This is a genomic window from Streptomyces sp. NPDC003034 (genome assembly GCF_053591375.1).
Map to the genome: position 1 here is coordinate 40909 of NZ_JBSFTS010000003.1, position 13709 is coordinate 54617.

The window sequence follows — 13709 nt, forward strand, 5'->3', positions numbered from 1 at the left end:
CCCGAACTCCACGGACTCGCCGCAGGGCTGATCGCCGGTCCGGTCGGGGCAGGCAGCGGCTCGGGACAAAAACCTTGGATCGTGAAGGGTGCCCCCCCGTTAGCCTGGGGAAATGCTCACAGAAGTGATCGCCACCCGCTACGTCACGCCCCTGCGTGAGGGCGGCTCGCTCCCGGGAATCGTCGAGGCCGACGACCTCGGGACCTACGTCATGAAATTCACCGGCGCCGGCCAGGGGCGCAAGACCCTGGTCGCGGAGGTCATCTGCGGGCGCCTGGCCCAGCGGTTGGGTCTGCGGGTCCCGCGGCTGGTGCGGATCCAGCTCGACCCCGTCATCGGGCTCGGCGAGCCGGACCAGGAGGTGCAGGAGCTGCTCAAGGCCAGCGGCGGCCTCAACCTGGGCATGGACTACCTGCCCGGCTCGATCGGTTTCGACCCGCTCGCGTACCGGGTGGACCCGGTCGAGGCGGGGCGCGTGGTCTGGTTCGACGCCCTGATCAACAACGTCGACCGGTCCTGGCGCAACCCGAACATGCTGGTCTGGCACGGAGACGTGTGGCTCATCGACCACGGGGCCACCATGATCTGGCACCACAACTGGCCCACGGCCCGGGCCGCGGCCGCCAAGCCGTACAACGCCTCCGACCACGTACTGGCTCCCGTGGGCCCGGACATCGAGGCCGCCGCCGCCGATCTCGCGCCTCGCGTCACGGAGGAACTCCTCACCGAGGTGGCCGCCGAAGTCCCCGACGAGTGGCTGGTCGACGAGCCCGGATTCGACTCCACCGACGCCCTGCGCCGCGCCTACGTGGAGGCGCTGCTGCCGCGGGCCGCGACGATCCACGAACGGATCTCGCTGGAGGCGGAGGTGAAGGCCCCGGCGGGTCCGCCCGGCTGGCTCACCGACCACCTGACCGAGTGGCCCCACAAGACCCACCAGAAGAAGAGCGACGGCGAGTGAGCAAGCGGGACGTGTTCGAGTACGCGCTGGTGCGCGTGGTGCCCCGGATGGAACGCGGCGAGTGCTTCAACGCCGGAGTGATCGTCTACTGCCGGGCGCATTCCTACGTCGCCGCACGCACCCACCTGGACGAGGCCAAGCTGATCGCCCTGGACCCGCAGGCCGACGTGGCCGGGGTACGGGCCGCCCTGCGCGGCATCGAGGGGGTGTGCCGCGGCGGGGAGCGGGCGGGCCAGGCGGCGGGAGACGACGCGGGCCGCCGCTTCCGCTGGCTGATCGCCCCGCGCAGCACGGTCGTCCAGCCCGGGCCGGTACACACCGGCCTGACGGCCGACCCGGAGGCCGAACTGGAACGGCTGCTGGAGCTGCTGGTCCGTTAGGCCGTGGCGCGGAGCCCTCGGCCCCGGCCGCTCCCCGGCGCGCCGCGCGGGGGGCCGCAAGGCGCACCGCTGCCGTTGACACCGGGTGCCAGGGCTCCTAGCGTCTCCTCAGCTGAAGCTACTAAGCGGTTGCTCATCTCTGGGCGGCCGCCTCTCAAGGGCGAGGAGATCCAGCATGTCCACCACCGAGCAGCGCGTCGCGATCGTGACCGGGGCGGCCCGGGGCATCGGCGCGGCCACCGCCGTACGCCTGGCCGCCGAGGGCCGGGCGGTCGCCGTACTCGACCTGGACGAGGCCGCCTGCAAGGACACCGTGGAGGCGATCACGGCGGCCGGTGGCAAGGCGCTGGCGGTCGGCTGCGACGTCTCCGACGGCGCGCAGGTGGAGGCGGCCGTCGAGCGCGTCGCCGGCACGCTCGGCGCTCCGACCATCCTGGTCAACAACGCGGGCGTGCTGCGCGACAACCTGCTGTTCAAGATGAGCGAAACCGACTGGGACACGGTCATGAACGTGCACCTGCGCGGTGCCTTCCTGATGTCGAAGGCCTGCCAGAAGTACATGGTCGAGGCCAAGTTCGGACGTATCGTGAACCTCTCCAGCAGCTCGGCCCTCGGCAACCGGGGCCAGGCCAACTACTCCGCCGCCAAGGCCGGTCTGCAGGGTTTCACGAAGACCCTGGCCATCGAACTGGGCAAGTTCGGCGTCACCGCGAACGCCGTCGCCCCCGGCTTCATCGTCACCGAGATGACGGCTCAGACGGCCGCCCGCGTCGGTATGGGCTTCGAGGATTTCCAGGCGGCCGCGGCCACCCAGATCCCGGTCCAGCGCGTCGGCCGCCCCGACGACATCGCGAACGCCATCGCGTTCTTCACGGGCGAGGCCGCCGGCTTCGTCTCCGGCCAGGTCATGTACGTGGCCGGCGGCCCGCTCAGCTGACGAGAGACGGGACGCAACGTCATGACGAACAGCAGCACGGAGAACGGCCGCCCCGACACGGGCAAGGTCGCGCTGATCACCGGCGCGAGCCGGGGCATCGGCTACGGCATCGCCGAGGCACTGGTCGCCCGCGGCGACCGGCTCTGCATCACCGGCCGCAGCGAGGACGCCCTCAAGGAGGCCGTCGAGCGGCTCGGTGCCGACCGGGTGATCGGTGTTGCCGGCAAGGCCCACGACGAGGCCCACCAGGCCGTCGCGGTCGAGCGCACCATGGAGGCCTTCGGGCGCGTCGACTTCCTGGTGAACAACGCGGGCACCAATCCGGTCTTCGGCCCGATCGCCGACCTGGACCTCGGTGTCGCGCGCAAGGTCTTCGAGACCAATGTGATCTCGGCGCTCGGTTTCGCCCAGCGGACCTGGCGCGCCTGGCAGAAGGACAACGGCGGCGCGATCGTCAACATCGCCTCCATCGCCGGTATCTCCGCCTCCCCCTTCATCGGCGCGTACGGAATGAGCAAGGCCGCCATGGTCAACCTCACCCTCCAGCTCGCCCACGAGATGGCACCGGGGGTCAGGGTCAATGCGATCGCTCCCGCCGTGGTCAAAACCAAATTCGCCCAGGCGCTCTACGAGGGCCGGGAGCAGGAGGCCGCGGCGGCCTACCCGCTCGGCCGGCTCGGGCTGCCGGAGGACATCGGAGGGGCCGCGGCTTTTCTGACTTCTCCACAAGCGGAATGGATCACGGGGCAGACTCTGGTCATCGACGGAGGAATGTTCCTCAATGCCGGAGTGCACTGACCGATAAGCGGACACATGCGCCCCGGAAAGAGGGGCAAATGCATACCGAATATGCACGGAACCGGTCAAGTGCCCCACGGAACCTAGTCATTGGTTTCGTGGGGCACTGCGGTAGGGTCTGCCGCACCCCTGGCTGATCGAGGAGCGTGCACGTGTTCAACCGGACCAGATGCCTGCAGATCACTGCGGCCCTTGCGTCCATATCCATGCTCGCCGGATGCGGAATGTTCTCGGACGGCAGCGACGACGACGCGAAGCCGATCGTCGTCGGCACGACGAGCGCGCCCACCAGCCTCGATCCCGCGGCGGCCTGGGACGGCTCCTGGGAGCTCTACCGGAACGTCTACCAGACTCTGCTGGCCTTCCCCACGGGCGCCACCAAGCCCCAGCCGGACGCCGCCCAGAGCTGCGAGTTCACGGACTCCGCGAACGAGTCGTACCGGTGCACCCTGCGCAAGGGCCTGAAGTTCTCCAACGGCGAGGCACTCGACGCCAAGGCCGTCAAGCACTCCCTGGACCGCATCCGGACCATCGGCGACAAACTCGGCCCCAAGGACCTCTTCGGCACCCTTGAGAAGATCGAGGCCCCGGACCCGCTGACGGTCGTCTTCCACCTGAAGACCCCCGACGCCACCTTCCCGTACGTCCTCGGCTCGCCCGCCGCCTCGCTGGTCGCGCCCAAGGACTACCCGGCGGACAAGGTGCGCACGGACGGCAAGATCACCGGCTCCGGCCCGTACGTCCTGGAATCGTACGAGGAAGGCGGCGAGGCAGTCCTCGGCGGCAACCCGAGCTACGCCGGGTTCGCCAACCGCCGTAACAGCGCGGTGACCATTCGCTACTTCAAGGAGTCGGCGAAGATGGTCGGGGCGCTGAAGTCCAAGGAGATCGACGCCATCTACCGGGGCCTGTCCGCCCCCGAGATCAAGGACCTCCAGAGCCCCGCCTCCAACGACCTGGGCGTCCAGGTCGTCGAGAACGTCGGCGCCGAGATCCGCTACCTGGTCTTCAACCCCAAGGACCCCCAGGTCAACAAGCTTCCGGTGCGCCAGGCCATCGCCCAGGTCATCGATCGCGGCGCACTGGTGTCCAAGGTCTACCAGGGCACCGCCGAACCCCTCTTCTCGATGGTTCCCAAGGGCGTCGTCGGCCACAAGACGCCGTTCTTCGACAAGTACGGCAACGCGGACGTCGCCAAGGCCAAGAAGATCCTCAAGGACGCCGGGATCAACCAGCCGGTGGAGCTGACCTTCTGGTACACCACCGACCGGTACGGAGCCTCCACGGCGGACGAGTTCACCGAGATCAAGCGCCAGCTGGACGAGAGCCTGCTGTTCAAGATCACGCTGCGCGGCCAGCCCTGGAAGGTCTTCCAGGAGGGCTACAAGAGCGGCGAGTACCCGGTCTTCGGCCGCGGCTGGTTCCCCGACTTCCCCGACGCGGACAACTTCATCGCCCCGTTCGTCGGCAAGGAGAACGCGGTGGGGACCCCGTACGAGCCCGCCGAGGTCCTGACCGAGCTGCTGCCCAAGTCCCGCCGCGAGGGCGACCGCTCGGCCGGCATCCAGCAGTTCGAGCGGGCCCAGCAGATCTTCGCCGAGGACGTCCGGCTGCTGCCGCTGTGGCAGGGCAAGCTGTACGTCGCCGCGCGTGAGGACATCGCCGGCGCCGAACGGGCGATGGACCCGCAGGCCGCCATGCAGATGTGGGAGCTGTTCCGCAAGCCCAGCTGGTAACCACGGCTCACAGGCGGCCGGCCGCAGCGTTGTCAGTGGCCCCGGGTAGGTTCTGGAGCAGTCGCACGAACTTGTACCGGAGGTTGTCGCCGTGACCCAAATGCTGCCCGAGTCCTGGCTCCCCGTCCTCGGCGGGGAGCTGGACCAGCCCTACTTCGGAGAACTCACCGAGTTCGTCGAGAAGGAACGGGCGAACGGGCCGGTCTACCCGCCCCGCGAGCAGGTCTTCGCCGCCCTGGAGGCCACCCCCTTCGAGCGGGTGAAGGTCCTGGTCCTCGGCCAGGACCCCTACCACGGCGCCGGCCAGGGGCACGGCCTGTGCTTCTCCGTGCGGCCCGGGATCAAGGTCCCGCCCTCGCTGCGCAACATCTACAAGGAGATGAAGGAGGAGCTCGGCCTTCCGGTCCCGGACAACGGATACCTGATGCCGTGGGCCCAGCAGGGCGTCCTGCTCCTCAACGCGGTGCTCACCGTCCGGGAGGCCGAGCCGAACTCGCACAAGGGCAAGGGCTGGGAGCGGTTCACCGACGCGGTGATCCGCGCGGTCTCCGACCGCCCCGACCCGGCCGTCTTCGTGCTGTGGGGCGCCTACGCCCAGAAGAAGATCCCGCTGATCGACGAGGCGCGGCACGTGATCGTCAAGGGCGCCCACCCCTCCCCGCTGTCGGCCAAGAAGTTCTTCGGCTCCCGGCCCTTCACCCAGATCAACGAGGCCGTAGCCGCGCAGGGCCATGAGCCGATCGACTGGCGGATCCCCGACCTCGGCTGACGCCACACCGCGCCTCGGCGCCATTGCCGGTGCCTGCGGCTAGCGTGTTGATGATCAGACCGGAGCAGGTCTGGCAGAACACGCCGGAGGCCGCGTTGACGGAGCAGCAGGAGGCGTCGGAAGACGCCGTCATGACCAGGATCGGTCAAGCGGTCATCCTGCTGCACGCCGGCGACCGCGAGGAGGCCCGCAACAGGCTCGGTGAGATCTGGTCCGAGATCGGCGAGGAGGGCCACAGCCTCCACCTCTGCACGCTCGCGCACTACATGGCCGACGCCCAGGACGATCCCGCCGAGGAACTGGCCTGGGACCTGCGCGCCCTGAAGGCCGCCGACGGGCTGGGTGAGGACCTCGGACCGCCGCGCGGGCGCACGGGACAGCAGGAGCCGCACCTCGCCATGCGGGTGTTCTACCCGTCCCTGCACCTCAGCCTGGCCGCCGACTACGTCAAGCTGCGGCGGCCTGAGGCCGCCCGGGTCCACCTGGCGCGGGCCCGGGCCGCCACCGGGGCCCTGTCCGACGACGGGTACGGGAACGGCGTACGGGCCGCCATCGCCCGGCTGGAGCAGCGGCTGGCCGCGGAACCGGACGGGGGGCACCGCCCGTTCCCGGAGCAGTCGCCGTAGGCCGTTTCGCCAAAGTCCCTCCCGGCCCGGGGGCCACTTCGACGACGGGGCCCGGGCCCCGGCCCGGTCACCCGTCGCGCACCCCCGCGCAGATCCGGGCCTCCGGGCCGTCCGGGTCCCAGTGACCGTGCCGGCGGCCCAGCGCGCACACGTCGGCCGGCCGCACCGGAAGCTCCCGCATCAGCTCCCGCGGCACCTCCGCCTCCGCCCGCGGACGGTGGGGGCGGCCGTCCGGGCGCCCCGGGCCGCGGTGTACGGACTTCGGCGGCTCGGGGATGTCCGGCACCGGCGGCGCGGCCTCCCGCGACCCGCCGACCGGGCCCTTCGCGGCGCGCGGAGCGGAGGGCGTGCGGGCCGTGGCCGTGGCCGAGGCGGTCGGACCGGCGGGCCGCTCCGGCGCCGCCTGCAGCGCCTCCAGGGCGGGCGCCTGGACGACCACCAGACCGGCCTCCGGTCCGCCCCGCGGCTGGTGCTGCGGCGGCGCCCCCGAGGAGGGGGCGGCCGCCGGCTGCGCGGGGACGGGTCCCGCCTGCGCGCAGCCGGAGACGGCCGAGACGGCGCAGGCGACTCCGAGCAGCAGGCTTGTCGTGGTTCGGGTTGGATGCACCCGCGCAACTCTGCTGTGCCAGGACCCCGTTGTGAAAACCCGGAGCCGAAATTGACCCCGCACGGGTGACGGTAGGCGGGTGTCCGGCGGACACCCGCCTACTCGCCGGTGGCTCCGTCGATGTGCTCGCGCAGCAGGTCGGCATGGCCGTTGTGGCGCGCGTACTCCTCGATCATGTGCGTGTACACCCAGCGCAGGCTGAAGGACTCGCCCCGGTGGTGGCTGGCGGCGTCCGACACCAGGTCGAGGGAACGGCCCGCCGCGGCCTGCCGCGCCAGCTCGACCTCGGTCTGCCACACCTGCTCGGCCGCCGACCAGGTGTCCGCGTCGGTGAAGTGGAAGTCGCCGTCCGGCTCGTGGCGGGTGCTGTACAGCTCGGGCAGCTCCTCACCCAGCATGATCTCCCGGAACCAGTAGCGCTCCACCTCCGCCATGTGCCGTACGAGCCCCATCAGGCTCAGCTCGGAAGGCTTGAGCGGGGCCAGACGCAGTTGCCCCTCGGTGAGGCCGGCGCATTTCCAGGCGAGGGTCGAGCGGTGGTAGTCGAGCCAGCCGTCGAGCATGTCGCGCTCGTTGGCGGTCGTGGAGGGCTCTGGGCGGTGGGATCCGTCGGAAGTCATGGTCCACATCCTCGGCGAACGAGTCCCCGGCCACCAGGGATTAAGCTGCGGGCGTCCACAAGGAACAACCTGGAGGCTCCCGGTGAAGGTCGGCTGCATCGGACTCGGCGACATCGCGCAGAAGGCGTACCTGCCCGTCCTCACCAACCGTCCGGAAGTCGAGCTGCACCTGCAGACCCGGACCCCCGCCACGCTGGAGAGGGTCGGCGCCCACCACCACCTCCCGGCGGAGCGCCGGCACACGGATCTCGACTCGCTGCTCGCGCAGGGGCTCGACGCGGCCTTCGTGCACGCTCCGACCCCGGTCCACCCGGAGATCGTGGAGCGGCTGCTGGAAGCCGGCGTGCCGACCTACGTGGACAAGCCGCTCGCCTACGAGCTCGCCGACTCCACGAGGCTGGTGGAACTGGCCGAGGAGCGCGGGGTCTCGCTCGCCGTGGGCTTCAACCGCCGCCACGCGCCCGGCTACGCGCAGTGCGCCGACCACCCGCGCGACCTGATCCTCATGCAGAAGAACCGGGTCGGGCTGCCGGAGGACCCGCGCACCTTCGTCCTGGACGACTTCATCCACGTGGTCGACACGCTGCGCTTCCTGCTGCCCGGGGAAGCCGACCACATCGACGTCCGCGCCGTGGTCCGCGCCGGACTGATGCGTCAGGTGGTCCTCCAGATGTCCGGCGCAGGGTTCACCGCGCTCGGCATCATGAACCGGCTGTCCGGTTCGACCGAGGAGATCCTGGAGGTCTCCGGTCAGGACACCAAGCGGCAGGTGGTCAACCTCGCCGAGATCATCGACCACAAGGGCCAGCCGACCGTGCGGCGCCGCGGGGACTGGGTGCCCGTCGCCCGCCAGCGCGGCATCGAGCAGGCCGTGGACGCCTTCCTGCGGGCCGTGGCCACGGGCAGGACCGTCAGCGCCCGGGACGCGCTGCTCACCCACGAGCTGTGCGAGCGGGTGGTGCGCTCGGCTCTGGAGCACGCTTCCTGAGCGAACGGGCGCCGTGGACGGCGCAGTACGCCGCCAGGGCGGCGAGGGACACGGCCACCGCCCAGTCCCCGAAGCGCACGTAGAGGGTGGTGCCTGCGGCGAGCGGCACGTCGTACACCGCCGCCGTGCTCGCGGAGGTGGGCAGGGGGCTGCCGACCGGCTCGCCGGACGGGCCGAAGACCGCACTGATGCCGGTGAGAGTGGCGTGCACCACCGGGCGGCCGCTCTCGGCGGCCCGCAGCGCGCCCAGGGAGGCGTGCTGCGCCGGTGCCCAGCTGTCCTGGAAGGTGGAGGTCGCCGACTGGGCGACGAGCAGGGCGGCCCCGTCGCGGGTGAGGTGGCGGGTCATGTCGGGGAAGGCCGACTCGAAGCAGACCAGCGGGCCGACGCGGACGCCGCTGCCCGGCAGGTCCATGACCACCGGGGACGCGCCGCGCATGCGGTCCTCACCGGCCGCCTTGCCCACCGAGGTGGCCCAGCCGAGGACGGAGCGGGCCGGGACGTACTCGCCGAAGGGGACGAGCCGCATCTTGTCGTACCGGTCGCCCGTCGGGCCCCCGGGGCCCATCAGCACCGAGCTCTTGTGTATCCCGGCCCGGTCCGAGCGCCGCGCGTCCACATTCACCAGCAGCGGAGCCCCCACCTCAGCGGACAGCGAAGCCAGTCGGCGGGTCAGATCGGGGCGCGAGGCCAGGTCCGCGCCGACGCTGCTCTCGCCCCACACCACCAGGTCCAGCGGCCGGCCGGCCAGCTCCCTGGTCAGGCGCTCCCCGGCGGCGAACCGCCGCTCGGGGCCCTCCGCGCCCGCCACCGGGCCCGGTTGTACGACGGCCACGCGCAGCCCGCCCGAAGCCTCGGGCCGCGGCGCCCACAGCCACACCGCCCCCGTGAGGACCGCACAGCCCGCCACCCCCGCCACCGCCGGTACCCGCACCGCCGGCACGGCGATCAGCAGGACCAGCCCGCAGTTCACCGCCACCACCAGCAGGCTCACCAGCCACACCCCGCCCACCGAAGCCAGCGTCAGCGCGGGCGCGACCTCCCACTGGCTCGCCCCCAGCAGCGCCCACGGCCCGCCCAGCCCCTGCCAGGAACGGACCAGCTCCGACAGCAGCCATCCCGCCGGTACGAGGACCAGCGCGGCCCCCGCCCGGCCCGCCGACGGCACCCCGCCCAGCAGGCCCCGCACCAGCAGCGCCCAGGGGATCCAGAGCAGCCCCAGCAGCGCGGCCACCGGCACCAGGAACACGTGCAGGCTGGGCAGCAGCCAGTGGTGGACGGCCAGGATGAAGCCCGCTCCGCCGAGCCACCCCTCGAAGGCCGCCCGCCGCCCGGCGGGGGCCGACCTCAGCAGCAGCATCCAGGGCACCAGGGCCGCGTACGCCCACCACCAGAGGGAGGGGGCGGGGAAGGCGAGGGCGGGCAGCGCACCGGCGCCGACCGCGGCGGGCGCGCGCCACCGCGGGACCAAGCCGTTCTGCCTTGCGACCATGCCTGCCTCCGCTTCCAGTGTGGAACAGGTGCAACACGGGGAACACGTGGAACGGGTGGATCATGTGTACGGAACAGCCGGAACCGCCGGTGCGGCCCGGGCAGTCGGCACAACGCGCGCTGCCGGCACAGCCCGGCCGGCTCAGCCCGAGGTGTGGCGCCATCTCTCGTGGACGGTGACGCCCGCGAGCCGCCAGCCGTCCCGCGTACGGGCGAGGGTGAAGGCGTACCGCCCGGCGGCGAGGAGATCGGGCGCCGCCCCGGTCGCACCGGGAGCGACTCCCGACAGCCGCATCGGATTGAAGAAGTCCGCCTGCACCTCGGCCCGGTCGCCGGGAGACCCGCCCAGGTCTTCCAGCCGGACGAGCCGGTTGACCACCAGGTGCTGTCGTACGGAGAAGAGCTTCATGGTCTCCTCCAGCCAGTCCGCGACCTCCCGGGCCGGCCCCTCGATCCCGCCCGCCGACCTGTAGTCGGCCCGCCCGTCGGCGGTGAAGAGGGCGCGGTAGGCCGCCCAGTCGCCGTCGTCCACGGCCACCGCGTAGCCCGTCACCACCTCGTCGATGGCCAGCCGGTCCATTACCGTCGCGAGGTCCACACGCTGCGTCATCGGGTCAGTGTGGGGCTGCCGGGGCACAAGGCCAAGGGGTGGTGCCGGCGGACCGCCGAAAAACGGACCCGCGCGCGGTCGGCGATCGAGTCGTCAACGACCGGAATGCGCCTCCCGCTGCCGTACCACGACGAGGAACGCGTCACTGTCCAGGTCCATTACCACCTCGGCGGGCACGCCCTCGCGCATCCGCTGCGCGGCGTACTCCTCGGCCGGCCAGCTGCCCCTCGGACTTCCGGCCGGAAAGCGCTCCAACACCATGCGAACCATGGGACACCCCCTGGGTTTGCCTTCAGCTCTCTCCAGGGACAACGACGCGAAGGCCGGTCGGGAACGTTCCCGACCGGCCTCCCCTTCACACGAAGTAGCGAACGGGAGCGCCTACAAGCTCGCCTCACCGGCGTGCGGGCTCAGCACGCCCATGCCGATGAGGATGAACAGGGCGATGCCCAGCGCGATCCGGTAGATCACGAAGGGCATGAAGCTCTTGGTGGAAATGAATTTCATGAACCATGCGATGACCACGTACCCGACCACGAAGGCGATGACCGTCGCGAAGACCGTCGGACCCCAGGAGATGTGGCCGGGGTCCTCGACCACGTCCTTGATCTCGAACAGGCCCGAGGCCAGGACGGCCGGGATGGCGAGGAGGAAGGAGTAGCGGGCCGCCGCCTCGCGCGTGAAGCCCAGCAGCAGACCGCCGGAGATCGTCGCGCCGGAGCGGGAGACGCCCGGGATCAGGGCCATGGCCTGGCAGAGACCGAAGATCAGACCGTCCTTGACGCCCAGCTGCGCCAGCGTCTTGCGCTCGCGGATCGCCCGGTGCCGCCCGCCGACCTCGTCACGGGCCGCCAGCCGGTCCGCGATGCCGAGCACGATGCCCATCCCGATGAGGGTGGCGGCGATGAGCCGCAGGTCGCGGAAGGGGCCCTTGATCTCGTCCGTGAAGGCGAGACCGAGGACGCCGATGGGGATCGAACCGACGATCACCAGCCAGCCCATTTTCGCGTCCTGCTCGGAGCGCAGCGCCTTGGTGTACAGCGAGCGGAACCAGGTGGACACGATCCGCGCGATGTCCTTGCGGAAGTAGATCAGCACGGCGGCCTCGGTGCCGATCTGGGTGATGGCGGTGAAGGCCGCCCCCGGGTCCTGCCAGCCGGCGAACGCCGCGGTCAGCCGCAGGTGCGCGCTGGAGGAGATCGGAAGGAACTCCGTAAGGCCCTGGACGAGACCGAGGATTAGGGATTCGAACCAGCTCATGTCGGTGTGCGCTCGTCCTTGTGATCGTCGGGCAGTTCGCGTCCGATGCTAGGGCCCGCGCGAGGCACCGCTGACCACAGGGGGGTGCTGGGGCGTCAGCTCGTACGGGACTTCGCGTGTTCGAGGCGGCGTCAGGCGGTGCCGCTTGCGCCAGGCCACCGCCGCGGCGGCCAGGAGAGAGACCGCGATGAAGCCGAACGAGAGGAGGAAGGCGGGGGAGCCGGGGGAGGAGGCGCTGGCCCCCGCGATCACGTAGGCCGCCGTGTTCGGGACCACGCCGATCGCCGTGGCGAAGAGGAAGGGGAACCAGCCGCAGCGGGACACCGCCGCGCAGTAGTTGGCCACCACGAAGGGGACACCGGGGAAGATCCGGACGGCGAGCACCGAGCGGAACCCGTGCCGGCTGAGCTGGCCGTCGGCCGCCTGGAGCCACCGGCCGCGCAGAAACGGCCGCAAAGCCTCCTGGCCCATCACCCGGCCGAGGCCGAAGGCCGCGGCGGCACCCAGAACGGTACCCCCGACCGCAGCGATGAGGCCGAACTGCGCGCCGAAGACGGCTCCCGCGGCCAGGTTGAGCAGCGGCCGCGGTACGAAGGCAGCGGAGCAGACGCCGTATGCGACAGCGAACATCAGCACCGCCGTACCCACCGGGAGTCCCGGGGGCCAGCCCTCCGAGAGGAAGCGCTGGGGCTCGTACAGCAGCACGCACACGCCGGCCGCGAGGAGCAGCACGACGAGGAGCGACAGCCGGGTCCACGGCGCGAGGAGGAGGGACACCCGGGGAGCGTAGCCGACGGGTGCGGCGGCCCGCCGTCATCCCGGCCTCATGCCGGCGAACGACCGGCGGCCCGCGAGGGCCGTCGCGTCCTTCCCAGCCACCCTCACCTGCTGCGGCGGGCGCGGTCGAAGAGTGACGAAGACCACTGAGGCCCTCGGCGCCGAGCGCTTCCGGGCCCCCCTGTGGTGGCGGCGGCCGCGCTGCGTCAGACTGCGGCCTCACAGGCGTACGAGGATGGGTGGGGCGCGATGGGCGGCGATACGGCACTGGTGCTCGGCGGCGGGGGACTGACCGGCATCGGCTGGGAGTGCGGGATCCTCCACGGGCTCGCCCGCGCCGGCGTGGACCTCACCACCGCCGACCTCGTCGTCGGCACCTCGGCGGGTGCTGTGGTCGGCGCCCAGCTGACCTCCGGACTGCTCACCCCGCGGCAGTTGTACGAGCGTCAGCTCGGCGACGCCGCGGGCGAGAGCGCGGCGAGGCTGGGCGCGGGCCTGGTCGCGCGCTATGCCGTCGCGATGGTGCGCTCGCGGGACGCGACCGCCTACCGGCGGCGGGTCGGCGCCATGGCGTTGGCCGCCGATACGGGCGCGGAGGCGCGGCGGCGCGAGGTCCTGGCGGCCCGGCTGGTCGCGCACGAGTGGCCCGAGCGGCGGCTGCTCGTCACGGCGGTGGACGCGCTCAGCGGCGAACTGGCCGCCTTCGACCGGGAGGGCACGGCGGGACTGGTCGACGCCGTCTCGGCGAGCTGCGCCGTCCCGGGCGTATGGCCGCCGGTCACGGTCGGCGGGCGGCGTTTCATCGACGGCGGTATCCGCTCCGCCACCAACGCGGATCTGGCCGAGGGTTACGCACGCGTGGTGATCATCGCCCCCCTCACGCTGGGCTCCGGGCTCGTCCCCTCACCGGCCGCGCAGGCCGCCGCGCTGCGGAAGGCCGGGGCGCGGGTGCTGCTGATCACCCCGTCGGCCGCGGCCCGCAAGACCTTCGGGCGCAACGTCCTCGACCCCGCCCGGCGCGACCCGGCGGCGCGCGCGGGCCTGGCGCAGGCCGCCGCGCACGCGGCCGAGGCCGCTGCGATCTGGCCGGTCCGGCAGGACTGAGACCCGGCCCGACAATGGTGGGGTGAGCGACGAACAGATCCCGGT

Annotated in this window: 16 protein-coding genes; 9 read left to right on the forward strand and 7 right to left on the reverse strand. The window is 71.7% G+C overall.

What is annotated here, in order from left to right; translation table 11 throughout:
* The first annotated feature begins 112 nt into the window (after positions 1–112).
* From ACWDX7_RS04645 to ACWDX7_RS04675, 7 genes are all read left to right on the forward strand, one after another.
* The gene (locus ACWDX7_RS04645) at positions 113–961 is read left to right on the forward strand and encodes a HipA family kinase (RefSeq protein ID WP_451491963.1); all 849 of its coding nucleotides are present in this window, start codon (positions 113–115) and stop codon (positions 959–961) included.
* Entirely contained in the window at positions 958–1341 is a 384-nt protein-coding gene (locus tag ACWDX7_RS04650) for a DUF3037 domain-containing protein (RefSeq protein WP_451491962.1), read from the forward strand. The genes ACWDX7_RS04645 and ACWDX7_RS04650 overlap by 4 nt, the downstream gene beginning before the upstream one ends.
* 175 nt (positions 1342–1516) lie before the next feature.
* Positions 1517–2278 (forward strand): 3-oxoacyl-ACP reductase FabG, encoded by a 762-nt coding sequence (gene fabG, locus ACWDX7_RS04655; RefSeq protein ID WP_451491961.1) that lies wholly within the window; start codon positions 1517–1519, stop codon positions 2276–2278.
* 21 nt (positions 2279–2299) lie between these two features.
* A complete protein-coding gene (locus ACWDX7_RS04660) occupies positions 2300–3076 on the forward strand; it encodes an SDR family oxidoreductase (protein WP_451491960.1) in 777 nt (258 codons plus the stop codon).
* Positions 3077–3228: 152 nt separating this feature from the next.
* A complete protein-coding gene (locus ACWDX7_RS04665) occupies positions 3229–4812 on the forward strand; it encodes an ABC transporter substrate-binding protein (protein WP_451491959.1) in 1584 nt (527 codons plus the stop codon).
* A gap of 100 nt (positions 4813–4912) precedes the next feature.
* Positions 4913–5581 (forward strand): uracil-DNA glycosylase, encoded by a 669-nt coding sequence (locus ACWDX7_RS04670; protein WP_451491998.1) that lies wholly within the window; start codon positions 4913–4915, stop codon positions 5579–5581.
* 50 nt (positions 5582–5631) lie between these two features.
* Positions 5632–6207 (forward strand): hypothetical protein, encoded by a 576-nt coding sequence (locus tag ACWDX7_RS04675; protein WP_451491958.1) that lies wholly within the window; start codon positions 5632–5634, stop codon positions 6205–6207.
* 67 nt (positions 6208–6274) lie between these two features.
* On the opposite strand, the gene ACWDX7_RS04680 is transcribed toward ACWDX7_RS04675, so the two are convergent.
* Together ACWDX7_RS04680 and ACWDX7_RS04685 are read right to left on the reverse strand one after the other, a co-directional pair.
* Positions 6275–6814 carry a hypothetical protein gene (locus ACWDX7_RS04680; RefSeq protein WP_451491957.1) on the reverse strand — a complete coding sequence of 180 codons (540 nt, stop codon included), beginning with the start codon at positions 6812–6814 and terminating at the stop codon, positions 6275–6277.
* A gap of 98 nt (positions 6815–6912) precedes the next feature.
* Entirely contained in the window at positions 6913–7434 is a 522-nt protein-coding gene (locus ACWDX7_RS04685; RefSeq protein ID WP_451491956.1) for a DinB family protein, read from the reverse strand.
* Positions 7435–7516: 82 nt separating this feature from the next.
* On the opposite strand from ACWDX7_RS04685, the gene ACWDX7_RS04690 reads away from it, so the two are divergent.
* Positions 7517–8422, forward strand: coding sequence for a Gfo/Idh/MocA family protein (locus ACWDX7_RS04690; protein ID WP_451491955.1), 906 nt, complete (start codon positions 7517–7519; stop codon positions 8420–8422).
* Here the strand turns inward: ACWDX7_RS04690 and lnt are convergent.
* The 5 genes from lnt to ACWDX7_RS04715 all read right to left on the reverse strand — a co-directional run bounded on the left by lnt (position 8367) and on the right by ACWDX7_RS04715 (position 12560).
* Positions 8367–9914 carry an apolipoprotein N-acyltransferase gene (lnt, locus tag ACWDX7_RS04695; RefSeq protein ID WP_451491954.1) on the reverse strand — a complete coding sequence of 516 codons (1548 nt, stop codon included), beginning with the start codon at positions 9912–9914 and terminating at the stop codon, positions 8367–8369. The two genes, ACWDX7_RS04690 and lnt, sit on opposite strands and share 56 nt — an antisense overlap.
* A gap of 141 nt (positions 9915–10055) precedes the next feature.
* Positions 10056–10523, reverse strand: a complete 468-nt coding sequence (locus tag ACWDX7_RS04700; protein ID WP_451491953.1) for a nuclear transport factor 2 family protein — start codon at positions 10521–10523, stop codon at positions 10056–10058.
* A gap of 93 nt (positions 10524–10616) precedes the next feature.
* Positions 10617–10793 carry a hypothetical protein gene (locus tag ACWDX7_RS04705; protein ID WP_451491952.1) on the reverse strand — a complete coding sequence of 59 codons (177 nt, stop codon included), beginning with the start codon at positions 10791–10793 and terminating at the stop codon, positions 10617–10619.
* 111 nt (positions 10794–10904) lie between these two features.
* Positions 10905–11783, reverse strand: coding sequence for an undecaprenyl-diphosphate phosphatase (locus ACWDX7_RS04710; RefSeq protein ID WP_451491951.1), 879 nt, complete (start codon positions 11781–11783; stop codon positions 10905–10907).
* A 48-nt stretch (positions 11784–11831) separates the two neighbouring features.
* Positions 11832–12560 (reverse strand): TVP38/TMEM64 family protein, encoded by a 729-nt coding sequence (locus ACWDX7_RS04715; RefSeq protein ID WP_451491950.1) that lies wholly within the window; start codon positions 12558–12560, stop codon positions 11832–11834.
* Between the two features lie 249 nt (positions 12561–12809).
* Between ACWDX7_RS04715 and ACWDX7_RS04720 the strand changes: the two genes are divergently transcribed.
* On the forward strand, positions 12810–13664 hold the full coding sequence (locus tag ACWDX7_RS04720; protein WP_451491949.1) for a patatin-like phospholipase family protein: 855 nt from the start codon (positions 12810–12812) through the stop codon (positions 13662–13664).
* Positions 13665–13709 lie beyond the last annotated feature (45 nt).